The sequence below is a fragment of the Chitinophaga caseinilytica genome, from assembly GCF_038396765.1.
Lineage (GTDB): Bacteria > Bacteroidota > Bacteroidia > Chitinophagales > Chitinophagaceae > Chitinophaga > Chitinophaga caseinilytica.
In genome coordinates this window covers 3954584-3980712 of sequence record NZ_CP150096.1, presented here as the reverse complement: position 1 = coordinate 3980712, position 26129 = coordinate 3954584, and the positions used below count along the sequence as shown (strand labels likewise).

The 26129-nt window shown below is 54.5% G+C and carries 23 protein-coding genes; 12 read left to right on the top strand and 11 right to left on the bottom strand.

What is annotated here, in order from left to right; all coding sequences use genetic code 11:
- Nucleotides 1-83 precede the first annotated feature (83 nt).
- The 4 genes from WJU22_RS16370 to WJU22_RS16355 all read left to right on the top strand — a co-directional run bounded on the left by WJU22_RS16370 (nt 84) and on the right by WJU22_RS16355 (nt 6122).
- Nucleotides 84-971, top strand: coding sequence for a LytTR family DNA-binding domain-containing protein (locus WJU22_RS16370; protein ID WP_341839252.1), 888 nt, complete (start codon nt 84-86; stop codon nt 969-971).
- Nucleotides 972-1081: 110 nt separating this feature from the next.
- On the top strand, nt 1082-3829 hold the full coding sequence (locus WJU22_RS16365) for a carboxypeptidase-like regulatory domain-containing protein (protein ID WP_341839251.1): 2748 nt from the start codon (nt 1082-1084) through the stop codon (nt 3827-3829).
- Between the two features lie 11 nt (nt 3830-3840).
- Nucleotides 3841-5085, top strand: a complete 1245-nt coding sequence (locus WJU22_RS16360) for a parallel beta-helix domain-containing protein (RefSeq protein ID WP_341839250.1) — start codon at nt 3841-3843, stop codon at nt 5083-5085.
- An 11-nt stretch (nt 5086-5096) separates the two neighbouring features.
- Nucleotides 5097-6122, top strand: coding sequence for an SO2930 family diheme c-type cytochrome (locus WJU22_RS16355; RefSeq protein WP_341839249.1), 1026 nt, complete (start codon nt 5097-5099; stop codon nt 6120-6122).
- A gap of 63 nt (nt 6123-6185) precedes the next feature.
- On the opposite strand, the gene WJU22_RS16350 is transcribed toward WJU22_RS16355, so the two are convergent.
- The 3 genes from WJU22_RS16350 to WJU22_RS16340 form a co-directional block, all read right to left on the bottom strand.
- Nucleotides 6186-6956, bottom strand: a complete 771-nt coding sequence (locus WJU22_RS16350) for a sulfite exporter TauE/SafE family protein (protein ID WP_341839248.1) — start codon at nt 6954-6956, stop codon at nt 6186-6188.
- A 70-nt stretch (nt 6957-7026) separates the two neighbouring features.
- The gene (locus WJU22_RS16345) at nt 7027-9882 is read right to left on the bottom strand and encodes an insulinase family protein (RefSeq protein ID WP_341839247.1); all 2856 of its coding nucleotides are present in this window, start codon (nt 9880-9882) and stop codon (nt 7027-7029) included.
- A 125-nt stretch (nt 9883-10007) separates the two neighbouring features.
- Complete coding sequence (locus tag WJU22_RS16340) at nt 10008-11843, bottom strand: glycoside hydrolase family 2 protein (RefSeq protein ID WP_341839246.1); 1836 nt, start codon at nt 11841-11843, stop codon at nt 10008-10010.
- A 177-nt stretch (nt 11844-12020) separates the two neighbouring features.
- Between WJU22_RS16340 and WJU22_RS16335 the strand changes: the two genes are divergently transcribed.
- The 3 genes from WJU22_RS16335 to WJU22_RS16325 all read left to right on the top strand — a co-directional run bounded on the left by WJU22_RS16335 (nt 12021) and on the right by WJU22_RS16325 (nt 13792).
- Nucleotides 12021-12719, top strand: a complete 699-nt coding sequence (locus WJU22_RS16335) for a DUF1080 domain-containing protein (RefSeq protein ID WP_341839245.1) — start codon at nt 12021-12023, stop codon at nt 12717-12719.
- A gap of 87 nt (nt 12720-12806) precedes the next feature.
- Nucleotides 12807-13280, top strand: coding sequence for an RNA polymerase sigma factor (locus WJU22_RS16330; protein ID WP_341839244.1), 474 nt, complete (start codon nt 12807-12809; stop codon nt 13278-13280).
- Entirely contained in the window at nt 13265-13792 is a 528-nt protein-coding gene (locus tag WJU22_RS16325) for a hypothetical protein (RefSeq protein ID WP_341839243.1), read from the top strand. Before WJU22_RS16330 ends, WJU22_RS16325 begins: the two co-directional genes overlap by 16 nt.
- Nucleotides 13793-13893: 101 nt before the next feature.
- Here WJU22_RS16325 and WJU22_RS16320 read toward each other — a convergent pair whose 3' ends face one another.
- Both WJU22_RS16320 and WJU22_RS16315 read right to left on the bottom strand, forming a co-directional pair.
- A complete protein-coding gene (locus tag WJU22_RS16320; protein ID WP_341839242.1) occupies nt 13894-14436 on the bottom strand; it encodes a hypothetical protein in 543 nt (180 codons plus the stop codon).
- Nucleotides 14437-15766: 1330 nt separating this feature from the next.
- A complete protein-coding gene (locus tag WJU22_RS16315) occupies nt 15767-16168 on the bottom strand; it encodes a hypothetical protein (RefSeq protein WP_341839241.1) in 402 nt (133 codons plus the stop codon).
- Between the two features lie 115 nt (nt 16169-16283).
- Here WJU22_RS16315 and WJU22_RS16310 point away from each other — a divergent pair, with 115 nt between their 5' ends.
- The gene (locus WJU22_RS16310; RefSeq protein WP_341839240.1) at nt 16284-18560 is read left to right on the top strand and encodes a serine hydrolase; all 2277 of its coding nucleotides are present in this window, start codon (nt 16284-16286) and stop codon (nt 18558-18560) included.
- A 99-nt stretch (nt 18561-18659) separates the two neighbouring features.
- The gene (locus WJU22_RS16305) at nt 18660-19697 is read left to right on the top strand and encodes an adenylate/guanylate cyclase domain-containing protein (protein WP_341839239.1); all 1038 of its coding nucleotides are present in this window, start codon (nt 18660-18662) and stop codon (nt 19695-19697) included.
- Nucleotides 19698-19712: 15 nt separating this feature from the next.
- Here the strand turns inward: WJU22_RS16305 and WJU22_RS16300 are convergent, their stop codons facing one another.
- The 3 genes from WJU22_RS16300 to WJU22_RS16290 all read right to left on the bottom strand — a co-directional run bounded on the left by WJU22_RS16300 (nt 19713) and on the right by WJU22_RS16290 (nt 22596).
- Entirely contained in the window at nt 19713-20135 is a 423-nt protein-coding gene (locus WJU22_RS16300) for an SRPBCC family protein (protein ID WP_341839238.1), read from the bottom strand.
- 148 nt (nt 20136-20283) lie between these two features.
- Nucleotides 20284-21708: a hypothetical protein gene (locus WJU22_RS16295; protein ID WP_341839237.1), complete on the bottom strand. Its 1425-nt coding sequence runs from the start codon at nt 21706-21708 to the stop codon at nt 20284-20286.
- Nucleotides 21709-21999: 291 nt separating this feature from the next.
- A complete protein-coding gene (locus WJU22_RS16290) occupies nt 22000-22596 on the bottom strand; it encodes a hypothetical protein (protein WP_341839236.1) in 597 nt (198 codons plus the stop codon).
- A gap of 173 nt (nt 22597-22769) precedes the next feature.
- On the opposite strand from WJU22_RS16290, the gene WJU22_RS16285 reads away from it, so the two are divergent.
- Complete coding sequence (locus WJU22_RS16285) at nt 22770-23177, top strand: Dabb family protein (RefSeq protein WP_126243341.1); 408 nt, start codon at nt 22770-22772, stop codon at nt 23175-23177.
- An 80-nt stretch (nt 23178-23257) separates the two neighbouring features.
- On the opposite strand, the gene WJU22_RS16280 is transcribed toward WJU22_RS16285, so the two are convergent.
- Nucleotides 23258-23833: a hypothetical protein gene (locus WJU22_RS16280; RefSeq protein WP_341839235.1), complete on the bottom strand. Its 576-nt coding sequence runs from the start codon at nt 23831-23833 to the stop codon at nt 23258-23260.
- Between the two features lie 274 nt (nt 23834-24107).
- Here WJU22_RS16280 and WJU22_RS16275 point away from each other — a divergent pair, with 274 nt between their 5' ends.
- Together WJU22_RS16275 and WJU22_RS16270 are read left to right on the top strand one after the other, a co-directional pair.
- Complete coding sequence (locus tag WJU22_RS16275; RefSeq protein ID WP_341839234.1) at nt 24108-24278, top strand: hypothetical protein; 171 nt, start codon at nt 24108-24110, stop codon at nt 24276-24278.
- Nucleotides 24279-24337: 59 nt separating this feature from the next.
- Nucleotides 24338-25228, top strand: a complete 891-nt coding sequence (locus WJU22_RS16270; protein ID WP_341839233.1) for a LysR family transcriptional regulator — start codon at nt 24338-24340, stop codon at nt 25226-25228.
- Nucleotides 25229-25287: 59 nt separating this feature from the next.
- On the opposite strand, the gene WJU22_RS16265 is transcribed toward WJU22_RS16270, so the two are convergent.
- Nucleotides 25288-25683, bottom strand: a complete 396-nt coding sequence (locus WJU22_RS16265) for a hypothetical protein (RefSeq protein ID WP_341839232.1) — start codon at nt 25681-25683, stop codon at nt 25288-25290.
- Nucleotides 25684-25839: 156 nt separating this feature from the next.
- Entirely contained in the window at nt 25840-26091 is a 252-nt protein-coding gene (locus WJU22_RS16260) for a hypothetical protein (protein WP_341839231.1), read from the bottom strand.
- Nucleotides 26092-26129: the final 38 nt, after the last annotated feature.

Genomic DNA, 26129 nt, shown 5'->3' with positions numbered 1-26129 from the left:
AAAGGTACGATAAAAATAACGGGGCGGCGTGGGTGGTGGAAATTGGAAAAAGATCGATAAATTACCGGAACAATCCACGGACTATGAAAGAAACGCTCATGCTTCCCTCCAGCCGCCTGCCCGCTATCCCTGCCTGGCTCGCGGCCCCGTTCCGGCTGCTGGAGCCTGTCGGTAACCGGCTGTTGCTCATCGCATTTTGCGGCGCGTTCAGTTTTGTTTTCATGTGCCTGTTCACGCCATTCAACATGAACCAGTGGTATAACGGCGGGCCGGTGACGGTCACGGGCGTGTTTGCGGTATTTTCCGGCTGCGGGATCGCCGCGCTGAGCATTTCACAGTTCGGGTTGATGCGTCTGAAAGGGAAGAAGCCCCTCCGGCACTGGCAGTTCCTGGCCTGGTTCATGGGCGAATCGATGCTGGTGGCCGCCATCGTTAACATCGTCAATGTTTCGCTGCACGATTACCTGTCTTTCTCCTGGTCGGAATATTGGGATACCTATAAATATGGGTTCGGCGTGCTGGCGCTTCCCTACTCCATCGCTTTGCTGTGGTTTCAGCGGGGAGCCCCTCAGATCCAGCCGGCCCCGGTCCCCATCCCGGCAGTGGAAGAAAAAGTGGCGGAACACCTCCTCATCAGGGATGAATACGACAAATTGGCCCTGAGCCTTCCGCCGGCGAGCCTGCTGATGTTGAAGGCGGAAGATAACTATGTACAGGTTTTTTACCGGAATGGCCAGGGGGTGAAAAAGGAACTGGTGCGTTCGTCCCTCAAAAAGCTGGAGCCCCAGCTTGCGGGGTTCAACATCACCCGGGCACACCGGTCTTACATGGTAAATATATCCAACGTGTTGTTATTCAAGAAAAACGCGAAGGGACATTATTTGTTGCTGGAAGGTTTGGACGACCAGCCCGTGCCCGTTTCCGCCAGTTACCTGCCCCAGTTCCAGCAGAAATTCACCCCTGATTCCTGAATTTCACCCCGCAACCCCGTTCCTTCACCCCGAAACAGTATTGTACAGGCACCCGGTGAATGGTAATTGCATAATATCGCCTTTACCATCCCAACCAAAATTACTCGCCCATGTACAAACTGATGCTACTGTTCACGATAGCCATGCTGTCTGCATGGTCTTCACATGCCCAACACGTGTTGACAGGCAAGGTGCGGAACAGCCAAACGGGGGAAACGGTACCAGCGGTATCCGTTAAAGCCCGCAACACGCCTTACGGCGACTATACCAATGACCAGGGGAACTTCCGCTTCACGCTGAAGGCCCCGCTCCCCGTGACCCTCGTTTTCTCCTCCGTAGGGTACGGCACCAAGGAAGTGCTCGTCAGTAGTGCGGGCGCCATAGACGTTCAGCTCGACCCCGCCTCCATCCTCGGCACCGAAGTCGTTGTTTCCGCCAGCCGGAACATCCAGCGGAAAATCGAATCGCCGGTAACCATCGAACGGATCGACAACAAAGATGTCATGAATTCCCCCCAGCCCAGCTATTATTCCATGCTCCAGGGCCTCAAGGGCGTAGACATCACCACTTCCTCCCTCACCTTCACCACCATCACGACGCGCGGTTTTAATACCAGCGGCAACACCAATTTCACCCAGGTGGTAGATGGGATGGACAACCAGGCCCCCGGCCTCAACTTCCCCCTCGGCGCCGCCATCGGCCTTACGGAACTGGATGTCGACAACCTCGAGCTCCTTTCCGGCGCCTCCTCCGCGCTGTACGGCTCCCGTGGCCTGAACGGCACGCTGGTCATGACCGGCAAAGACCCCTTCAAATACCAGGGCCTCAGCTTCCAGATCACCCAGGGCGTAAACCACATCAAAAAAGGAAAAGGAAACGACCCCATGGGCGCGTCTCCCTACTACGACTGGACGCTCCGCTGGGCCAAAAAAGTGAACGACCGCCTGGCGTTCAAGGTAAACGTGCAATACACCAAAGCGAAAGACTGGCTCGCCGCAGATACCAGCAACACCAACAGCATGGGATCGAAATACACCGATCCTAATTACAACGGCGTCAACTCCTACGGCAGCAAAACTTCGGTAGACATCAATCCCTTCCTCGAAGCCATCAAAGCGATGGACCCTTCCACCGCGCCCATCGTGGACCCGCTGCTCGCCAACCCTACGAATTACGTTTCCCGCACCGGGTACCCGGAATACGGCTACCTGAGCAACGACGCTAAAATGCTGAAATTCAACGGCGAAATCCGATACAATATCAAACCCGGTCTCCAGGCCATCGTTTCCGGCACCTACGGGGAAGGCACCGCGGTTTACAGTAACGACACCCGTTACGCGCTGGACGGGTTCAAACTGGCTCAGTACCGCGCAGAGCTCCGGGCAGAAAACTGGTTCGTGCGCGCCTACACCACGCGGGAAAATTCGGGAAATACCATCATCGCCAGCCCCACCGCGCAACTCGTGAACGAAGCCTGGAAACCCAGTTACGACGGCTCCACCGGCGACGGATGGTACCCGCAATACACCGTGGCGCTCATCACCGCGCTGGCCACCGGCCAATCCCTCACAGACGCGCACAATACCGCGCGGGCTACGGCAGACATCGGCAGGCCGCTGGCGGGCAGCGACCATTTCAACCGGCTGCGCGACAGCATTTCCGCCATTCCCACTTCCAAAGGTGGCACGCTTTTCCTCGACCGCAGTAAACTCTACAACGCAGAGTTCCAGTATAATTTCTCGAAGTTCGTGAAGTGGGCGGAAGTGATCGCCGGGCTGAACTACCGCCTGTACAAGCTCGATTCAAAAGGCACGTTGTTCCCTGACTACAACGGCCCCATCAACGTGGCGGAATACAGCGCGTTCGCGCATTTCTCGAAGAAAATGATCGACAATAAACTGAAACTGGGCGCGGCTTTCCGGTTCGACAAAAACACCCTGTTCGACCGACCGCGGACCACTTCCCGCCTGTCGGCCGTGTTCGAGACCACGAAAGAGCACTTCCTGCGGTTCTCCTATCAGAACGCGTACAGCTTCCCGTCCAACATACAATCGCTGCAAAGCACGCTGGTGGATTACAATACCTATGCCTCCGGCGGATCGGCGCGGCTGTTGTACGGCGAGTATAAATTCGACCAGTACCAGCCATATTTGCTGGAAAGCGTGAACAAATACCGGCAGACGAACGACCCGTCGGTACTCGTGAAATTTGAGCCGAAGGATATCAAACCGCAGTCGGTAGACGCGTTCGAACTGGGATATTCCGCCCTCGTGGCCAAGCGGGTGCTGATCGACGTGCTGGGATATTATTCCACCTGGAAGAACTTCATCGGATATGTGAACGTGGCGAATACACCAGGCTCCAACGACGTGGCGGACTTCAAAGACCGCGACAAGTACATCGCCTACAACATCGCATTCAACGGCGCCGAGAAAGTGAACACTTACGGGTATGCGGCGAGCGTGAGCGTCGATCTTTCCCGTAACTTCGGGGCAAGGGTCAATTTCTCTTCCGATTTCCTCAAAAACAGGAACAACAGCCAGATCAACAACTTCAACACCCCCAACTGGAAAATCAACGCGGAATTCGGCAATTCGGGCCTCGGGAAGAAACAGTTGTTCTCCTTCAATACCAGCCTCCGCTACCGGCCGGCGTATTTCTACTCCATCGGGTTTGCGAGCGGGACGATAGACGCCAATGTAGTGTTGGACGCACAGGTAAGTTATAAATTACCGAAAATCAAGAGCAGGATCAAGCTGGGCGGTACCAACCTCACGAACAAATATTATTACACCGGCTTCGGCAGCCCCGGCATCGGCGGCGTGTATTATATCACCTACGCTTATAACGTATTCTAAAAACCATCGACATGAAATATTCCATTCCCTTGCTGGCACTGGCTTTGGCGGCCGGTTGCAGCGCCCCGGAGAAAAAATCCGCCGACGGCTACAAGCAAACCCTGGTATTCGGCCCCGGCGAGGAAGCCAAAATCACGGAAGCCTTCCTCACGCTGACAGACAGCAGCGCTGTGGAGCTGAAAGCCGGCACTTACAAATTCAACAACCTCAGCCTCGTGCAACTGAAGCACATCAAGATCAGCGGCGCCGGTCCTGATAAAACGATCCTCGATTTTTCGGGGCAGACGCAGGGTGGCGAAGGCATTCGCGTGGCGGAAGTGAAAGGCTTTACCATCAGCGGGATGACCATCCGCGAATCGAAAGGCGACCTCATCAAAGTGAACAAAAGTGAAGACGTCGTGTTCCGCGACCTGCACGCCATTTGGGAGAAGGCAGACAGCACCAGCGGCGGTTATGGCATCTACCCCGTGCTCTGCAACAACGTGTTGGTAGAGAACTGTTACGCACAGGGCGCATCTGATGCAGGCATCTACGTAGGGCAATCCAACAAGGCCATCGTAAGGAACAGCAAAGCTTACAAAAATGTGGCCGGCTGCGAGATCGAGAATACGACCAACGCAGAAGTGTATGACAACGAGTTTTACGGCAACACGGCCGGGTTCCTCGTGTTCGACCTCCCCGATCTTTCGCAGCGGGGCGGCCAGGTGAAGGCTTACAACAACAATATCCACGACAACAACGAGCGCAACTTCGCCAAATCCGGGAGCTTCGGCACCACCTGGGGCGTAGGCAACGCAGCGCCCGGCTGTGGGGTGATCATCCAGGCTACGTCCAATGTGGAGATCTACAACAACAAGATCATCAACAACAATTCCGCCGCCATCGCCATGGTATCCGGCTTTTTCGTAGATGCGAAAGCGGGTGAAAAGATCAATGCGAACTACTTCCCCGTGTCGCAAAACGTGTTCATCCACGACAATACCATCGAAATGGCCGCAGCTTTCCCTGAACCGGTGTATCATCACCATACGGGTCAGATTCTGGTGGGGATTGAAAAAGCCCTCGGCAAAAGGATCCCGCCGATCGTGTACGACGGCATTTCCACCAACGTCATCACACAGGAAAACAAAGTCAACCCGGATTCCATCTGCATCCGTCAAACCGGCGACAACCTCCTCGTAAATGCAGACGGCATGAACATCGGCAAGCCGAACTGGAAACCATCCACCGATATGCAACCTTTCATCTGTAAATGACGCGCAACGAAATGAGAATGAGAATAGTGACAGCACTGGCATGCATGGGAATTTTCGCGATGGGCTGCGCCCAGCCCGCAAAGCGCCCGGCGTCGGGGTTCCTGGACAAACTTTCGGACTACGGTTTCTTTACCGGAACGCTGAAGGATTTACAGCCCGCCGGCCGGGTGCATCCTTACGAACTGGCAACGCCCCTTTTCACCGACTATACCGTTAAAAAACGCTTCATCGTGTTGCCGGAAGGCAGCACCATGCAGTATGCCCAGGCCGGGCCGATGGATTTCCCCGACGGCACGTACCTCGTGAAGAATTTCGCGTACCGCGACAGTCTGGGGAAAGAAGTACTGCTGGAAACGCGCCTCCTGCACAAAGACCCGGCAGACGGCAACTGGAAGGTCATGAATTACAAATGGAATGCGCAGCAGACCGAAGCAGAGAAATGGATCACCGGCGACCGGCTGCCCATCACCCTCACCGACGATGCGGGCCGGCACGTTTCCACCCATTACCAGATACCCAATACCAACGACTGCAAGCGATGCCATGCGTCTGCCGGCAAGCTGATCCCTATCGGCCCGAAAGCGCGCAACCTCAACCATCTCGGCCAGCTGGAGAAGTGGGCGGCAGCGGGTATTTTGCAGGGATTGCCGGAAATGTCCAAAGTGGAAAAATTCCCGGTCTGGAACGATAGCGTGCATTACACGGTGAATCAGCGCGCCCGCGCTTACCTCGACGTCAACTGCGCCCATTGCCATACCAAAGGCGGCGATGCGGACAATACCGGCCTGTTCCTCGAATACGGACAGGAAACCCCGGCGCACCTGGGCATCCTCAAAGGCCCAGTGTCGGCGGGCAATGGCGCCGGAGGGCTCGATCACGATGTGGTGCCAGGCGATCCGGCCAATTCCATCCTGCATTTCCGGATGAACAGCGTCGAACCGGGAACGGCCATGCCCGAGCTCGCCCGCACGATCGTGCATCGCGAAGGCGTGGACCTTATCGCCGAATGGATCAGGCAATTGCCCAAATCGAAATAAAATTATCATCCCTTTGCCAACCAGGGGCGCCCGATTGCGGGTGCCTCTGCTGTTTTGGGAGGGTCAGTGACTGGCCGCCCAGATGTCCCAGGCAAACCGGAGCAGCGTCGCGAAAACGACGCAGAGGAAGAAGATCCGGATGAAAGCGTTGCCCCGGAGCAGCGCCAGCCGCGTCCCGAAGAAAGCGCCGGTCATATTGCAGGCCGCCATGGGAAGGGCGAACTCGTACAGGATATGCCCCGTGCTGGCGAAATAAGCGATGGACGCGAGGTTCGTAGCCAGGTTGACGAGCTTTGCGCTCGCGGAAGCATGGATGAAATCGTAGCCCATCAGCGCAATGAAGACCAGGATGAGGAACGTGCCTGCGCCCGGGCCGATCAGTCCATCGTAAAAACCGATGGCGAACCCGAACAGCAATCCCAATGCCAGCTGCGTCTTCCGGCTATGGCTGATCTCACGGGGCTGGCCGAAGCTTTTGTTGAAGTAGGTATAAGCCGCCACGATCAGCAGCACGAAGAAGATGACGGGCTTGATGATCCGGTTGTCGATCATCGACACGCAAAACGCGCCGAGGAAAGCGCCCCCGAACGCCAGTAGCGCCACGTACGGCAGGAGTTTCCAGTCGATCGTCACCTGCCGGGAATATCGCCAGGCGGCGAAGGCGGTGCCGGAGATAGAAGGGATTTTGGTGGTCCCCAACAGCGTGGCCACCGGGTATTGCGGCAAAACGATCATGATGGCGGGTGTTTGCAGGAGCCCTCCTCCCCCAACGATCGCATCAATGAATCCCGCGAAAAACGCCACCAGGCATAGTACAACTGTTTCCACCAACATGGCCGCAAAATTATAAAAAAAGCGCCTGCAGCACATGCCGCAGGCGCTTTTTCCACATGAAGATGTGATGCTATTTCTCCGGAACAAGCGCCGCCTTGAAGTAGTTGGCGTTGTTGAGATACTTGTCGACAGAAGCTTTCACGCTGGCTTCGGTCACTTTCTCCAGGCGTTCGTTCGTGGTGAGGATCGATGTCGGATCTTCCCCGTTCTTGAACTTGCCGGTCAGGTAACCCAGCCAGAAATTATTTTCCCGCATGTTCACTTCCAACGCGCGATGGTATTCCGCTTTGAATTTGGTGATATCGTCGGCCGTGGCGCCATTCTGCTTCAGTTTGGCGATCTCGTCGAGCACAGCGTTCACCAGCTTGTCTACGTTAGCCGGAGCGCAGCTGAAGGAAACGGACAGGTTGTAATTGCCGTAAGGATATTTTTCATACCCCACACCCACGTTCGGGCTGTACACGCCGCCTTCTTTCTCGCGGAGGCGCTCCAGCACCTTGAACTCCAGGATATCGCTCAGGGCGCTCAGCTGGATGTTGTTCTCAGGCGCGTAGTCGAAATCGTTGTAGAAGAACAGTTTTACCATCGCCTTGTCTTCGATGCCTTTCTTCACGATCCGCTCGATCTTCCCGGTACGCGGGCGAACGCCGCGGTCCACGAATTTCTCCGCACGGTTATTCGCCGGCAGGCCGCCGAGGTACGTTTCCAGCAACGGCGTAATGGCCGCGATGTCGAAATTACCTACGAAAACGAAGGTCTGGCCGCTAGCGTCCGCGAAGCGGTTTTTATAGAATTCGAAGGAACGGTCGAGGTTAATGGTGCCGAGTTCAGCCATAGTAGGCTTTTTCTCGCGAACGCTGTTAGACGACAGTACGGCGGTTACCGTGTCGTTGAACACGTTTTCCGGGCTATCGTCGGAGTTTTGGAGGTAAATGGAATATTCTTCCATGTTCTTTTTGAACACGACAGGGTCTTTCCGGGGATTGGTGGCATGTGCGTACACGAGTTGCAGCGCGGTTTCCAGGTCTTTCGGGGAAGCACTGCCGCCATAGCCCTGGTACAGCTCGTCGATATAGCTCGATCCGCTGGCCGTGGTGCCCGCCAGGAGCCTCCGCAGCGAGGGATTATCGAATTCGCCGATACCGTCGGAAGGGATGTTCCCGGCGTAGTTCACCGCCAGGTAATCTTTGTCATCCGCCTGGGAAACGCCGCCCTGGCCGAAGGAAGAGAAGATGATCTGGTCGTTTTTGAAATCCGTGGGTTTCAGGTAGATCACCACACCGTTAGACAAGGTGAGCTTGGTTACGCCGATGCTTTCGATCTTTTCGGTTTTGGTCACTTTACCGGCGATGGGCTTGTTTTCCAGCAGCGGTTTGTTGACTTTATTGTCTTCGTAAGGTTTGAGGCCTTTGCCCGCGTCGCGGATAGCCGCCAGGAGCTGGTCTGCCGTGGGCAGCGTCGCCTTTTCCTTTTCAGGCGCCTGTACGATGATGGTCAGGTTGTTATCGCTGCCGATCATTTTCTTCGCGGCGGCGTTAATTTCGGCCAGCGAGATCTCGCCCAGGAACTTTTTGGTGATTTCATAACGGAAATCCGGGCTCACAACGGGAGCGCCGTACATATAGTTCCGCAGGTAAGCCTGTACGAAGGTATTGGAAGCGATCTTGTCTTTCTCGCGGTTCGCTTTTTCATTGGCGGCTTCCGTCTGTTTCTTCACCACGTCCAGTTCCGATTGCGTAAAACCGAACTGTACCATGCGCTGGTACTCGGCCATTACGCCGGCCAGCCCTTTGGTAAGTTCCGCACCGCTCTTGGTCACGGCCAGCACGGTGGTAGCCTCGATGCCGGGCACGAGCCCCTGCTGATACGGACCGTAGTTCGCCTGTCCGTCTACGAAATCGGCCGTCCCTTTCTGTTTCAGCTCGTTGATACGCGCGCCCAGCATAGCGTTGGCCATGTTGATCACCATATTGCGGCGGATATCCTCGGTGTTGTTCGACGCTTTATGACGCTGACGAATGAAGGCGATAGCCACGTTGTACGGGAACTCGGGATCGGTCACGATCTTCACCACGGGTTGTTTGCCATCGGGCAGATCGTAAGTGGTATGGGGTTTCGGCTTCGCCGGATTGGTCAGCTTACCGAAGTTTTCCTTGATGAGGTTTTCAACCTGCGCCACATCGAAATCTCCCACGGCGATCACGGCCTGGAGGTTCGGGCGGTACCATTCGCGGTAGAAATTACGGATTTCTTCGTGCTTGAAGTTCTGCAGGATATCGAGCTTCCCGATGGGGATACGCTCCGCGTAGCGGGAACCGTGCAGCAATACCGGGAGCAGCTCCTTCTGGATACGGCTCTGGGCGTTTTTGCCGCGCTGGCGGTCTTCTTCGATGATCACGCCGCGCTCCCCGTCGATGTCGGGCGCCAGCATGCTGATGTGGCCGGCCCAGTTGGCGAGGATCTTGAAACCGTTTTTGAACAGTTCGGCGCTATCGGTCGGGATAGGCAGCTGGTAAACGGTTTGGTCGAACGACGTATAGGCGTTCAGGTCGGCTCCGAACTTCACCCCTGCTTTCTGGAGGTAATTGATGAGGTCGTTTTTGGGAAAATCTTTCGTCCCGTTGAATGCCATGTGCTCGGTAAAGTGCGCCAGGCCTTGCTGGGCGTCCGATTCCATGAGCGAACCGGCTTTCAGGGCCATATAGAGGACCGCGCGGTTGCGGGGCTCCGCGTTCTTACGGATATAATAGGTGAGGCCGTTGCTGAGCTTGCCGATCTTCAGTTCCGGGTCTGCCGGGATCTTTTGACCCGCCCCTGTGGCTGCTGTGGAAGCGCCGGCTGCCACTTTCTGCGCGTAAACGGGGCGCTCGATCAGACAAAAGACGCTTGCTGCCGCAAGCGTCACTACTAAAAACTTTCGTTTCATAACTGATAGTTGGTTTTGATATATGCGATTTTACGGTTGTCGGAAAATGTCAGGCAATATACTGACATTCCGCGATTCCAAAACGCGGGCCTGGGATAACCGGTAATTTTCGCTGGACGGGCAACTCAAGGAAACTTGACAAGCCCGGGCCTGTACAGCCGTTGATGCGCCTTGAAAAAGGCCTCCACCGGGTTCTTGAACACCTTCCGGTCGTAGGTCATCAGTCCGTTCGTTTCTATTTCCACGTCCGTGGTCTGGGTATATACCGCAGCCGAAAGCCCGTGGCGAATCAGCTGTTCCATTTTTTCCATGTAGCTGTCGTACCGCTTGAACAACTCGCCGGCCGTTTTGAAAGTTTGGTAACCCCAGTTGTCTTTCTGCTGCCAGACGTGCCCGTCAACCGGCAGGCCCAATCCACCGAACTCACCCAGAACGATCACCTGTTTCTCCCCGAAATACACGGGCTCGGGCATCACGGGGTCGGGATAGTTGTGCAGGTCGATGATGTGGCCCGTCAGCTCGAAGTTCCCGCCGCTGGCGCTGTTCACCAGGCGCGAGGGGTCTTTCTCCATCGTCCACTCCGTGATTTCCTTCGTTTTGAACTGTCCCCAGGCTTCATTGAACGGCACCCAAACCACGATGGAGGGCACATTGTGCAGCGCGTCCATGATGGCGTTCCATTCCTTGCGGTAGTACCCTTCCGATTCCGGGCTCCGCTGCTTGTCTGTCTGCCGACCGAAAATCCCGGGTCGGATCTCCCAATGATTGCCAAGGTCGCCACTGGGCATATCCTGCCAAACCATGATCCCGAGTTTATCGCAATGGTAATACCAGCGCGCCGGTTCCACCTTAATATGTTTGCGGATCATGTTGAAGCCCATTTCCTTCGTTTTCTCTACGTCGAATCGGAGCGCGGCGTCGGAGGGAGCGGTATATAAACCATCAGGCCACCAACCCTGGTCGAGCGGGCCGTAATGGAACAGGAATTTGTTGTTGAGCATCATGCGCTGGGTGCCGGCCTGGTCTTTGGCCACACTGATCTTGCGCATCGCGAAGTAGCTTTTCACTTCGTCTACTGCCTTTCCTTTGCGGACGATGCTCACGCGCAGGTCGTACAGGAACGGTTTGTCGGGCGACCATAACTCCGGCGAGGGCACCTTCAGCACGGCCGTAGCGCCGGGCTCGGCTTCGGTTTCCGCCACCACGGCGCCGTCTTTCATCGCGGAGAACTTCACCTGGTCGCCGGCCAAGGGGTTTACTACGGTGGTTTGCAGGGTCAGGGTTTGGGCGTCGATATCGGGCGTTTGGCGGATGTTGGACAGGTAGGTGCCGGGCACGGTTTCCAGCCAGACGGTTTGCCAGATGCCGGTAACCGGGGTGTACCAGATGCCTTCCGGTTTGCGGACCTGCTTGCCGCGCGGCTGCGGGCCCTCGTCGGTCGGGTCCCAGACCTTCACCACGATCTCCTGCTGTTTGGTTTTCTTCAGGTAAGGGCTGATATCCATGGAAAAGGGGTCGAACCCGCCTTCATGTTTGAGGACGAGCTGGCCGTTGATATAAATTTCAGACTGCCAGTCTACCGCCCCGAAGTGCAGCAGTACTTTTTTGCCTTTGGAATCGGAGGGCAGGGTGAAGGATTGTTGGTACCAGAGGAGCTGATCTTTCCCGACGGTTTTACCGACCCCGCTGAGAGCGGATTCGATGGCGAATGGGACGAGGATTTTACCGGCCCAGCTGGCGGGGCGGCCGGCGTTCCTGGGCGTGAGGGCGTAATTCCATAATCCGTTCAGGTTCTTCCAGGAAGTGCCGCGCTCGAACTGCGGGCGGGGGTGTTCCTGTAGTACGCTGTCGGCCTTCAATGTTTCGGCCCAGGGCGTCATGATGCGGCCCTGTACGGGTTTCCATTCCTGTGCGTTGGCCATGGATGCGGCCATTAACCATGCGATCAGTTGCTTCTTCATAAAATGAATTTATTGCGCTAGAATCTGTTTCAAGGGTTTGAACGGTTTTCCGATACTGGCGGTGGGTACGAACGGCAGCAGGCCCTTCCGGCGGCGGAAGAAAGACAGGTGCTGGATCATGACGTGGCGGCAAGTATATCGAAACAAAATAGACAATAATTTTTATATCTTTCCTTTATGAAGCAATTAGTTTTCGGCGCAATGCTACTGTGCGCCTCCACGTTATGCCATGCGCAGCAGCGCAGTCTTTTCAACGGCAAAGACCTTTCCGGCTGGCATATGGACGTGCCCGACCTGGAGAAGGATTCCTCCCTCCGTATCCCTTTTATTATCCGCGACGGGCTGCTGGTGAGCCTCGGGAATCCGCAGGGGCACCTGATCACCGATGCGCAGTACGAAAATTACCGGCTGGAAGTGGAGTACCGCTTCGCGGGGAAACCGGGGAACTGCGGGGTGCTGGTGCATGCATCCACGCCGCGGGTGTTGTACGGGATGTTCCCGAAGTCAATGGAAGTACAGCTGATGAGCAAAAATGCCGGTGATTTCTGGTGTATCGGGGAAGATATCAAGGTAGACAGCATGGAAGTGTACCGCGGCAAACCGGAAAACTGGGGCGTTGTGGACGGAAAGGAACGGCGGGTACGGAACCGGACAGACGGGTCGGAGAAGCCCCTGGGCGAGTGGAACCGCATGGTGATCGAGTGCCTGGGCAATAAAGTTCGGGTGTGGGTGAACGGGGATTTGGTGAACGATGGGTTCGACTGTACCGTTTCGAACGGGAGTATTGCCCTGCAGGCGGAGGGCGCGGAAGTGGAGTTCCGGAAAGTGCAGCTGACGCCCATCAGGAAACTGACGGTTATTAAAAAGAAAAGATAACGGCAACCGCGGACATCCGCGGTTTTTTTTTGCCTTCCTGTAAGATTTCGCCCCTTTTTCGCAACTAACTATTCAAAGCATTGCTAAATGGACGAATCAAGATTCCTGGAAGAACTGACGAAACACGAAGCGATCCTGCATAAAATCTGCCGGCTGTACCGTAATACGCCGCAGGACCGGGAAGACCTGTTCCAGGAGATGGTGTACCAGCTCTGGCGGGCCAGCCCGAAGTTCGAAGGGCGTAGCGGCTTCGGCACCTGGATGTACAAAGTGGCGTTGGGCACAGCGCTGGTGCATTTCCGGGAGCGCCGGCCAGAGGTAGAGTTCCGGGAGGTATTGCCAGAGGTGGCCGAAAACCAGGATGAAGACCGGCTGGCGGAAATGCTGTCGGTGTTGACGCCTGCGGAGAAGGCTTTGATGGTGCTGTACCTCGAAGGGTTGAGTTACGCGGAAATGGCAGGGATCATGGGAATTTCAGAAAGCAATGCCGGAGCCCGCCTGTCGCGGGCGCGTCAAAAAATCAGGCAACACTTTAATCCCGACACATGGAAGAAGCATTGAAAAAGGCCTGGCAGGATTTGCCGGCCGGAAAGACCTCTCCTGCCGCATTGCGCGGCATGATCCATCGACATCCCGCGCGCAGGGCTATGCGCAGACAAATGATCCTGGAAATTGTATTACTGGCTGTTTTTCTTTTTGTGTACTACGATTTTTTCGACGGGGACCGGAGGCCCTGGGGCGCAAATGCCTTACTGGTGGCAGCGGTGGCCTGGGTAATCGTGCACAATGTGGCGGGATGGGTGTACAGCCGCCAGGCGCTGCAGGGCGATCATTTGCAGGAAATGTTGCGGCGGCATGTAACGGGGATGCGGCGGTTCGCTATTTTGAGCGTTATTTCCCGTGTGGGGATGTTGGCGAGCTTGCTGGTGTTTTTCAGTTACGGAATGGCGTGGAGCGCCTGGAAAGGGTGGTTACTGGCGGCTACGTGCCTGGTGGTGCTGATGCAATTGACCTGGCTGGGTTCCATCTGGCAGCGGCGCATCCGGAATATCAGCCGGGTGCTGGAAGCGTAACAACGAAAACGCCCAACAATCCCACGCGGCCTGCTAAGTCGGTGAATTTCCTGACTATTAGCCAACGGCATACCGGCTACTTCGCTCGAATCCACAACCTATCAATTCGATTTTTCCTTCGAGAAGAATTCGGAAATGCTTTTGAGGTAGCCGGTATTCGATTTGCTCTCTATTTTTGATAACTCTATTTTCTCCGTCGTTTCGCCGCTTTTGATGATGGAATTTCGCTCAATGGAGGAATATATGCGGATCAATTCCCTGATCGCTTCCGGGTCTTTGAAATCAACCGCTAATTGCAGGGCTACGATCTTCCCTTTGAGGTTGGTCAGCTCGTTCTGACAATATTTTACTTCGCTTTGGTTGTTCTTATAGAGCTTCAAAAAGAAGAACGCGAACAATTCGATGAACACGACCGTGGAAACCCGCGGCCCGAAGTGGATGAAAAAATCGGAAAGGCTGCTGTACGTTTTGTCCTGAAAAAGGGTTATACCCAATATCCCCATTGCAATAATCGTGGTTACTACGGCGATGATCAGGTTCAGGTTGGAGTTCTTTACGAGGCGGTTTATCTGGGTATTGATGAGGTCTTCGTTCCGGTGGAATTCGTTCCAGATATGCTTATACTGTATGGCCAGTAATTGCATTTCCTTTTCTTTATCCTTGATATCGATATCTATTGTTTCCCGGCTTTTAAATTCATCCAGCTTACTATTAAGTTCTCCAATAACTTCTTGGGTATCATGAAATCGACGCTTCCAATATGAATCATCACTGGTACCTCTTTCCGACAAGTAACTTGAAATTAATTTCGAAACAAGGGCAATACATAATACCCCCAACACTAGGAATTTAAATATGGTTTTTGTCTCAGCAGGAACGTATTCATTTTGAAAGAAAATAATATTTAATACTATCAAAATCGATGCGATATTAATCAGCATTATAATAATTAAGGGTATCCCCTTGAATGTATTTACTATCTTTTTAAAAAAGTGACGACGAGCCATATTGTTTTGGTGATAATGAATTTAGAAATCAGGATTATAATGCCATTAGTTTCAACGGTATTTATCTGTTTATGCACATGAAACCGGTTAGTTGAATGAAGATCAATCTAAATAAATACTTCCCATCACCGGAGCCACCCGGTAACAGGAAGTAAACGAAAAACAAATTCAAATCAACGTACAGAATACGCGACATCTGAAACGGATAGAAAATCGAATGCTTATGAGAAAAAATGAATGACGAAGAAGGCACCGGCTCCGTGAAATGGAAGCCTCCTGTAGAAACAGGCAGGCAAATGCTCCAGATCTAATCTAGTACAAATGTCAATGTATGCATATTTCCGGAGTCATAGATCAGCATTTGATGAATGTTCCGGCTGCAATATTTTATGATCATACCATGGCGGAGGAAAGCGCATTTTGATAGATCGAATGTCGGCCAAAGGGGCCACAACGACCGTTAAACACTTGTTAAGCAATGGTTGGTGAAGGATTTGAAAATTATGAATGATGGAATAAGAGGGAAACGGAGGGAAGAAAAATGCAGAAAAACAGCAAAGCAGGAAATGATAATCACGAACGATGCCATCTATCGTCAATGCAATTCCAACAATGACTGGCCAGCGGAAAGAAATTAATGGTTAATGGAAATGCGGAGAATGGAGGGAATAAAGTCCAGAAAGAAAGTTCAGAAGCAAAATTCTGGGTGAAGATATCTATGCCTCAGTAAAAAGCCGAAAACTTTAATTGACGGAATGATGAATAGCATGGAAAGAAATGCAAGACGAGCGATGTTGACGTTCGCTCCCGTAAATTCCCCCAGCAGCTGTACTCCCGTTAACACCGGACTCAACCATTAACACGAATACATCTGAAGCAAACCGTTTCGGGACAACCCATCCATCCACAACACACAAACATATTTGTGATAACGTGCACGAAGCCCAAAAACCAAGCGAGAACGCCATCAAAACGACCCACCGGTCGACAGCACCAACCCAATCCCGCCACGCGCTTCCGCCAACCACACACTGCCCTGCGAACCCTCGCTGCAAAACGGTTCCATGGCCCGGAGGATCCGGCCGTAAGCCCCGCCCGTCAGCTCCAGGCAAAACACGCGCTCGTCCGTAGTCACAACGCCCTTGTCTTCCGCGCCCGTTCGCATCACCAGCGAATAGCCGTTGCCGGCAACAAATGACAGGTCTTCCAGCCAAAGCAGCTCCCGCGCCCCGTCCGCCAACTCCTGCACCGCACGCCGAAGCCCTTCCGCCTCGTCTGCGCTGAACCTGCTGATGCGCACCAGCCGCTCCGGACCGGTATAAGTCAACGCCCCGTTCCCACGGAGCCCTTTCAGATAATCCAGTTGCATCCTTCAAGATTACCATTTTTTTCCTATCTACCCAAATCCCCCCGCTCCCCTATCCATTTACTTTAACATCTTCCTAACGCCTACACGGCTATCTTCATCCCCGAAACGCAATACCATGCAGCCCTTCATCCGGTTTATCCTGTTCTCCCTCCTTTTTCCCGCCGCCTCATCAATGGCGCAGCAACCCCTCACCATACACGGCCAGGTCGTCAACGCCCGATCCGGCGAACCACTCCCCGGCAGCTCCGTGCGCATACCCACACTGGGCATCCATACCCTCACCAACGATCAGGGCCTTTTCGTCCTGAAACTCCCGTCCAAACAAGCTGCAGACAGTTGCGTCGTATCTCATGTCGGCTACGGCACCCGCCGCTTCCGCATAGACCGCGATGCAACCGGCCGCTATCCGCTTACCGAACAATCCCTGTCGCTAGCCGCCTTCCAGGTCAACAGCATCTCCCCCCGCAGTCTGATCGAAAAAGCGGTGCAACACATACCTGCAAATTACCTGTCCAAACCGCACGTCCTCCACGGCTTCTATCGCCTCACCTCCCGCAAGGGCGGCGATTATTTCCATCTCTCCGAAGCGGCGTTCGACTGCTGGCATCCAGACGGCTCCGGCCGCCAACGCAAGCTCCGGCTCCTGAAAGCCCGTATGGAAAAGGACGTCACACCGTTCAACGGTTCCGACAATATCATCATCGGCATGCAACCCGGCAACATCCTCGAATTCGACTTCCCGGCAAACATCAGCGAACACCCGGTACTCGGCCGCAAAGGCCTCACTGAGCACCAGTTTTCCTTCGCCGGCACCACCACGGTACAGGGCCGCCCGGCCTGGAAGATCAATTTCGACCAGCGCAGCGACCTCCGAAAATCGCGCTACAAAGGCGCCGTTTATATCGACACCACCTCCAACGCCTTCGTGCTGCTCGAATCCTATCTCAGTCCAAAAGGCATCCGTTATTGGGAAGCGGCCAGTGCGGGCCAGCGTGCCCTCATGCAATTGCTCAATATCCACGAAAAAATGCTGCAGGATACCCTGACCATCGCCTATCAGCCCGCCGGAGATAAATTCACGCTCGCCAGCGCAAAGTCCACTTCGCGCCTGCGACTGTACAGTCCACGCCTGCGATTCGATTTCCAGGCGCTAAGCCGGGTAGATTTTGTCATCACCGGTATTGATACCACGCCCAGCCTGCCCTTTTCCGAAGCCGGCGTACTGGCCCGGCAATCCTTCATCGAACGGCATTCCGCCATCGACACCACCGATTTCTGGAAAGATTACAACTACCTGCTGCCTGATTTCAATACGGATTCCGTGGCCATGGCCATCCGTTCCCGCCAATCCACCGTCTGGCTAAGGAAAGAACTGGAAACCCGCCTCCGCAAAATGCCCCGCGATCCGCTCCTGCGCATCGATTCCGTGTTGACTTTTTATCATACCAAAGGGATGTTTCACGGTGTGGCGGCCGTTCAGCGGAATGGCGCACCATATTACGCCAAAGCCTTCGGTATGGCAAACCGCGAACGAAACATCCCGAACGATACGGCCACCGTTTTCCGGATCGGGTCCGTGTCAAAACAGTTTACGGCCATGCTGATCATGCTGTTGCGGGAAGAAGGGAAATTGACGCTGGAAGATACCGCGGGCAAGTTCCTGCCAGGGTTTGCACATGGGGCAGTAACGATTGAACAATTACTGACGCACCGGTCTGGCATCCCGGATTACAGTTCGTCGGCAGCATATCTTCCTGAAATCCTGTCTGGCCCGATTCCGGTTGCAGACATCGTCCGGCGTTTCTGTCAGGATTCCCTGTGGTTCAGTCCCGGTAGCCAGTTCCGGTACAGCAATAGTGGATATGCAGTGCTGGCCGCCATTGCCGAAAAGGCCGCCGGAATGCCTTTTGAACAGGCGCTGGATAGCAAAATCTTCTCCCGGCTCGACATGCGGCATACCCGATACGGCACGGCACCAGACAGCGGACGGATCGCGAAAGGATACGAAGGCCCACAACCGGAACTGACCTATCCCGCGGCCAATATGCCGGGCTGCGGCGGCATCTGGAGCTCCGCGCCCGACCTCCGGAAATGGGAAGCCGCGCTGGTTTCCTGCCGCCTCCTCCCCTGCGACCGGATCGATTCGATGTTGCTGCCACGGTCGGATTACGCCGATTGGCACGCCGGTTACGGATATGGCTGGATGACGGACCGGATGCTGTTCAACGCTTCGCGCAGGCATACCCTACAGTACCACCCCGGCACGGACGCAGGGTTTTATAGCATGGAAGTCCGCCAGCCCGATCGCGGCATTACCATTACACTGTTGTGCAACAACGGCGATTTTCCACGGTTCGATATAACAGATCTGCTATTGGATATCCTGAATTAAAACTGGCGGCGCGCTATTCCCCGGCGAAATAACTTTTCCTCCATCCATACAATTGCATGGAAAGATGAAATGCAATAAATTACGGTAAAACCATTCTTTATGAATCCCAGGACGCGTGTGAAATGGCGACAGCTGTTACAGATCATGGTCATTTGGTCGGTGATCGGCCTGCTGATCGCGTTGTACGATCATCTCGTTTTGCAAACCAGTGGATCGGCGGGCTTCTCCGCCGGATATTCCCTCCAACGGTCCATCATCGTTAATATTGCGGCCGGGTTGATGGGCGCCCTGCTCGGCGGGAGCTTACTCGTGTTTTTCGTCAACGAACGCTTCCGCGACAAATCCTACGGCTACACGATCGCTACCGTAACCGTTTCCTTCGTGGCCGTGATCCTCATCATCGGGCAAGCCCTCCGCCTGCTCGAACACCCTGACATGGCCCGAATGGCGAAAAACGGGCTCATCTGGGCGCTGGTGGTCGCTATCACGCAAATGTTCCTCCAGATCAACGCCAAATTCGGCGCCGGCGTTTTCCGCGACATCCTCCGCGGCAAATACAACACGCCCCGCGAAGAAAAACGCATCTTCATGTTCCTCGACATCAACGCATCCACCACCATCGCCGAAACCCTGGGCGACAAACGCTACCACGCATTCCTGAAAGATTTCTTCACCGACATCACCAATCCCATCCTCGAAAACCGCGGGGAAATTTACCAATATGTGGGCGATGAGGTCATCATCGCCTGGCGGTACCGCGAAGGCTTCGCCGAAGCCAATTGCGTACAATGCTTTTTCGACATTAAAAACCGCATCCGCTCGCTGCAGGAAAAATACCTGGAACGCTACGGCGTATTCCCCGAATTCAAAGCGGGTATGCATTGCGGACCAGTAGTGGCGGGGGAAGTGGGCATCATCAAGCGGGACATCACCTATTCCGGCGACGTGCTCAATACCACATCGCGCATCCAGGGCATGTGCAAACAATTTAACGAAGAGGTGATCGCATCCGCGGACCTCGTATCGGAATTGCACCTGGGAGGTACATTTTCGACGATGACGTTAGGGTCTATCAAACTGAGGGGCAAGGAAAAAGAAATGGCCCTCATCGCGTTGAAACCCTTGCGGGTGGCGTAGAGGGCCATTGATACGTTATTTGGATTCGGCGTACTTCTTGAAATTGTCCAGGATCGCCTGCCAGCCTGCACGCTGCATGTCTTCGGGATTGGTATCTTCGGGATCGAACGTTTCCACCACTTCCGTCTGGCCATTGGCTTCCGTGAAATTGATCTTCACTTTGCGGCCATCGCCCAGGGTATATTCGATCCGGGAATGCGGTTCCACCACATCAAAAATCCCTCCGAAATCAAAGCTGAAAGAACCGTCTTTCGCTGCCATCGTGGTGCTGAACGCCCCACCAGGGCGCAGATCGCTGCTGGCTTTGGGTGCATGCCAGTCGTCAGACGCGGCGCACCATTGCGTGATATGCTCCGGGGCATTCCAGAATTCCCAAACTTTGGCTGCGGGCTGTTGAATCGTGCTGCTGATCGTGATCGCTTGTTTTGTTGCTTCCATAAAATAGTCGTTAAACGGTGAATGTTTTTTTGTTTTCGTTTGTGTGTGATTGACGATACAAACTTACGAAGCAGAACTTTCACCGCCCGCGTGTGAAAACGACAAAAAGAAGGGTAAATCCCGACAACCTGCCATTTTCACCCCTCCACTAGAAAAGCAAACCCGAATACACCGGCGCCGAAGAACCGATATGGTAAAACTGCTCCTGGATGGAATCCACCATGCCATTGCCATTCAGCCGGAAACGCAGCGTCCCGAAGCCGTTGTGCAACAATCCCGGCCCCTTCTCCATCCATTTCACGGCAGAGTTGCCGTTCAGCACCGTCGCTTCCCCATATGGCAACGCGCCATGACCGAGGCAGCGGGCGAAGGTTTTGGTTGTTTGCGGAAAACCGTTGGTCCCGTTCATCGTGAGCGGCGAATTATACACGATCCCGTTATGCACATGCCCCCAGTACCAGGCGTACGGATCGCCGCCCAGCGCGCCGGTCACCTGGTCCCACAGCGCCATGAACCCCGACCCGTCCCACTCGAACCCGGTATGATGCGTCAGCACAATGGTTTTCGAAGGGTCCAGGTTGAGGCCGGAAATCCAGTTGATCTGGTCGCGGTTAAAAATATCGCCACCGATATAGCCAGACATGAACGCGTCGGAGCTCGTCCCGAAATAGGCGGAATCCAGCCCCAGGATCGTCCATCCACCCAGCGACAGCGCGAAATAAGTAAGCCCCTGCTGCGCATGGAAAGGCGTAGTGGACGTAAGCGCGTCCCCGTAAAGGCCATTGGCGCCGGTATACATTTCGTGGTTGGAATTGAGGGTGAACGAATAGTTCGACGGGTCGTTCGTCTTCGGCCAAACCGCCACCAGGTTGTTTTTCTCTTCGCCGGGGTGGAAATAACTGCCCGCCATAGAGCCCGTTGCCGGCGTTCCGGAGTAATACACGTCGCCCACATGTACGATGTACCTGGGCACCTGTCCTACCAATTGGTTCATAACGGCCGCAGCGGTATTGTCTCCCGTCCCCCAGTCGCCCACCAGCGCCATCAATACTTCATTACTACCGGCGCGGGGCTTGAGGGGAATGGGGTTGGGCGAGCCGGACTGGAAACCGAACCAGGCGTCGTTGAGGTCGGTAATGACCATATTCAGGAATGCGACAAACCAGCCCTGGTCATAGGTTTCGTATTTACCGCCTGAGATAATGCTGCCATCGTCGTACACGAGCACATGGGAAATGATCCAGTTATAGTTAACGGTGGTGAGCAGCGAATCCGGCAGCCCGAGGGCGCCTTTGGCGTATTGGGCGTACTTGCGGATGTCGGGGTCGGCGATCTGGGCAGGATTGTTGAAAAGATACAATACCGTTCCCAGCTCGATCGTCTGGCTGCTGCTCGGGAACCCGGACGGCGGCGGCGGGAACGGCCCCTGCCAGACGTTTTGCTGTTTCATGAACTGGATCAGCAGGTATTCGCTGTTTGCCAGCAGATCGTTGAGGTAGGAAAGCTTGAGCTTCGCCGCAGGGTCGGATAGTTTCAGGGCGAAGGTTTCGGGGGAAAGATTTTCTAAAAGCATAAAATCGGATTAAAGGGTTATTTAGGAAAGAAAGGATAGACGGCCAGCGGTATATACGTAAATCCTGGCACAGGCGACAGCAGCTGCCAACACCAATATATGCCAGCGGCGCTTTGGCTACCGGGCGAAGTAAGGCTATCCTCAATATCGGCTAACCCCTTTTTTCCGGGGGTAATTTGCCTTTTTTTCTACCTGTCCGAAGCTTTTTCCGGCTTTCCCCGTTGGAACATAAAAATACCCGCGCCCCCGGTTCCCCACCGGGCAGCGCGGGCGCCATGTAACAACACCCCGTTAACGGGGCTCTTCCGCCCTCGTGAAGTCGTTCACGGAGCCATCACTATACGGGATCCTCCAGATGCGTTTGCCGTTTTCCGTCACCAGTTGCCAGTTTTTCATCTCGTCTACGTATTTGGGATGCAGGTCTTCCGGCCCGTAGTTTACACGCTGGCCGTAGCCGGGCGACTGGCTGCCACCGCAGGAATTGTAGCGGCGGTAATAGCCCGATGCGGCATAGAAACGGAAGGTCTTTTTCTCCGCATCGAACACGGCCGTGCCTTTCCGGTAGCCGAGCACCTGTTCGCGGCAATAGGTGGTGGTTTTGGTCCAGTAGAAATATTGTTCCGCGGTGCCGTCGGCAGCGAACTTGTAGCCCGTCGAGATTTCGAAGGCTTGTCCGGCGTAGCTGCCGTCGTAGTGGGAAAATTGGGTCATGGAAAACGATCCCGCGTGCCAGTATTTCCCGATCATTTCAGCTGGTACGCTGGATTTGGGAAGGTTTTGGCCGGCGTCCGGCTTTCCATCGTCTTTTTTGCCGCAGGCCACGGCGATGATGAGCATGGCGGGGACAAAGGCCCACCGCAGCAGGGGTTTGTAGTTGGGGGTAAGCATACGATTTCCGGCTTGATTCAGGTGCAAAGCTATGGCCATCTACGACGACGGTGAATCGGTGCCAATGCTCATTTTCCGTGGGCGGTAACGCCTATTTCATCGCGGAGGCTTCCGGAAATGGGGAATGTTGCGTATTTTAAGCGGATCATCAACTAAAACCAAAAGAGAAACCCATGAGCAAAACGAACAGGCGCAAATTCCTGGGCACCGCGGCGGCAATTTGTGCCGGAACTGCGGCAGCCGCCATGCCGGGACAAACCGCTGCCAAAAAATATCCCATGTGTCACCATGTATTCTTCTGGCTGAAGAACCCGGGATCGAAAGAAGACCGTGATGCGTTGATCGCCGGGCTGAAAACGCTCGCCAAAATCCCCACTGTGCGCGACCTTCGCGTGGGCATCGTAGCCAATACCGAAGCGCGTGGCGTGGTAGACACTACCTGGGGCGTATCCGAACTGATGTTTTTCGACAACGTGGAAGGCGAAGCCGCTTACCAGGTGCACCCCATCCACCAGGAATTCATCAAAAAATGCAGCCACCTGTGGGATAAAGTGATCGTATACGACGCGATGGAAGTGTAGCTTTCCAGGACAATTAAGAACGATCCCCCGCACGGCGAACCGGCGGGGGATCGATTTTGGGCGTTTACCCGTTTGAAAACCTATCGGATGTAGCGGCCGAGGGCCTTTCCGGCCATCTCATACGCTTCCGAAATGCGTTCCCCGGTGTCGAAATCGTTATCCCAGAACGTTCTGCCGGGCGATTTTTCGAGCGTACCTTTTGCGACCACCTTTCCGGACTCCATGAGGGTGAATTCTCCGCTGATGTAAGCGTTTTTGCGCATCACGCCTACGTTGAAGCCGGGCTCGGTGAACGAGGTATTGAAGATGAGGGTGTATTTGGCTTTGTTGGTGAACTTGAGATCGGTCACCTGCGTGAAAAGCTCCTCGAACTTGGGCTCGAAGCGCGCCTTGCGATCGTCGACCCAGGCTTTGGCCCAGGTGTCTCCCCGGCCGGGCTCTTTCTTGTTCAGGTCTTTGACCCGGCTGGCCACGTAATCGGCTTCCTTGTCGAACTTGCCGACCTTCATGTTGTCGTACGTAAACTCGATGTTAATGTCTTTTTCGTTTTTGAGGACATCCAGGCTGCCTTCCGTCACGCGGATGCGCTGCGCATGAGCGGTGGCCGCCAGCATAAGGGCGCCTGCCATGCACATTACCATACGTAATGCTTTCATTGTTGAAGATTTTTTTGGAGTTGAACAATTATAATCAATTGCCCGAAGGTACAAAGAAAGCGATATTCCCGCTCAACCCGGCCGCCACGTTAACAAACCGGCTATTTTGACCTTTGAAGTAGCAATTCCGGCTCCCGAAATGGATTTCACGCTGAGAATATTCCATCCAGTTATCGAAAATGAAAATATTATAACCAAAAGTTATGCACCATCAACATTGGTGATTTGACTGCGGCCGCGGCAATCGGTACTTTTGAAGGGCAAATCAAGATATATGCAACCGCTCACCGATCCCGCGTTCCTACGCTGCAAATATACCAGCTACGTGCTCCTCGCAGGTACATTCCTGCTGGCGCTGCTCTTCCTGCTCCATACCGGCACCATCGGTCAAACTGCCCCTTCCGGCCAGCCGGCCACCGTCGTTTCGGCGCATCAATCCCGCTAATTCTCCCATCCTTCCCGCATTCCCTGTTTTTCCTGCCCCGCAAATCGTATTTTTACCGCATGTTCGATTTCAGGCTAAAAGTATTCCATACCGTCGCCAAAAGGCTCAGTTTCACCAAAGCGGCGGAAGAACTGTTTATTTCCCAACCGGCCGTGACCAAGCATATCCACGGACTGGAGGAGCAACTCGGCATCGCCCTGTTCGAAAGGATCGGCAACCGCATCCGGCTAACGCCCGGCGGAAAGCTGCTGCTGCAGTACGCCAGCCAGATCTTTTTGCTGTACGGCAATATGGAGTACGACCTCCACCAGCTGAAGCAGGACCAGGGCGGCCTGCTCAACATCGGCGCCAGTTCCACCATCGCACAGTATTACCTGCCCGGTGTGCTGGCACGCTTCAATCAGGAGCATCCCGCCATCCGCACTTCCCTGATCAACGGCAACACCGAACAGATCGAACAGGCGCTGTTGCACAAGGAAATCGAAGTGGGCATTATCGAAGGGCATTCCCGCAATCCGCAACTTAAATACACCGAGCTGGCCAAAGACGAGATCGCCCTCATTTGCAACGCCCGCTTCAAAGCGCCGGGGAAAGGGCCCCTCACCACCGAAGAGCTCTCCAAAATCCCCCTGCTCGTGCGCGAACACGGTTCCGGAACGCTGGAAGTGATCGTCAACGAGCTCAAGAAACTGGAGCTCAAGCTGACCGATCTCAACATCCTCATGCATATGGGCAGTTCCGAAGGGATCAAATCCTACCTCCGCGAAGCCCCCTGCGCCGCATTCCTCTCCCTCCGCGCCGTGCAGAACGAACTGGAAAACGGAACGCTCCGCATGCTGCCCGTCAAACAGTTCAAGCTGATCCGCAAATATCATTTCATCCACCCGCAAGGCCAGCAACACAAACTGGCGCAACTGTTCATGAAATTCGCGAAAAAGCAGTCGGACTGATCCCAAAAAAATCCCCCGGCCCGGCCAGGGGACATTGAATTTTTTCGGGTTGCGCGCGATCAGGTATGACCGGTGATAACGCACCATCCTGAACCGGTAGTTCCCAGTTTAAAGGAGTAAATCACCCCCGCGATGTTCATCGTGTAGATCACGTTGGGCTGCAGGGTGTACTGTGTTCCCGCCCAGTAAATGGAAGTAGTGGTGGTGGGATTGATGTACTGCGTAACGCCCATGAACGTGAAAGGCACCGGCCCGAGGCCGCCCTGGCTGAATGCGGGCCACACAAGCGCCACCATCGGGAGCCCCGACGAATAATTGATCTGCCATTCGATACCGCGCGGAAAGTCGAGCATGGTTGCCTTGCGGGCGATCGGCGAGGCTTTGGCGGGCGCAAACGAAATCGTGCTGAGGGAAAGGCACATCAGTGCCAGAGAAAGGGTCAGGATTTTCTTCATCGGGTTAAATTTGATGTACTTCAACTTAATCCAATTTTCCGGAAAATTATAGCGGTGTGGATAAAATGATTTTCTCCGTTCGCTGGAGAGAAAGTGAATAAGGCCACCCGATGGATGGCCTTAATTAATTTTGTATGTTGATTCCGTAGCGGCAGGTCAACATTCCGAATAATCCGACGCGAAAGTACCGTTGACGGCGATGAGGGAGCCGATACAGATTTCCGTGGCATCCATCAGCCGGAACCACTTCTCCCCTTCATTTTCGAATATCGCGGCGATGAGCCCGTTGGCGCGGGTTACCCCATTATCGTCATACAAAACCGATGCGGGCTGTTTTTGCTCGAACAGTTCCACGATCTGGCTTTCGAAAGAGCCTTTCGGCGGGAGTGTTTTACGTGTATCGCTCATGCTGTAAAGTTACACTATTGGCGGATCATGGAAATGCC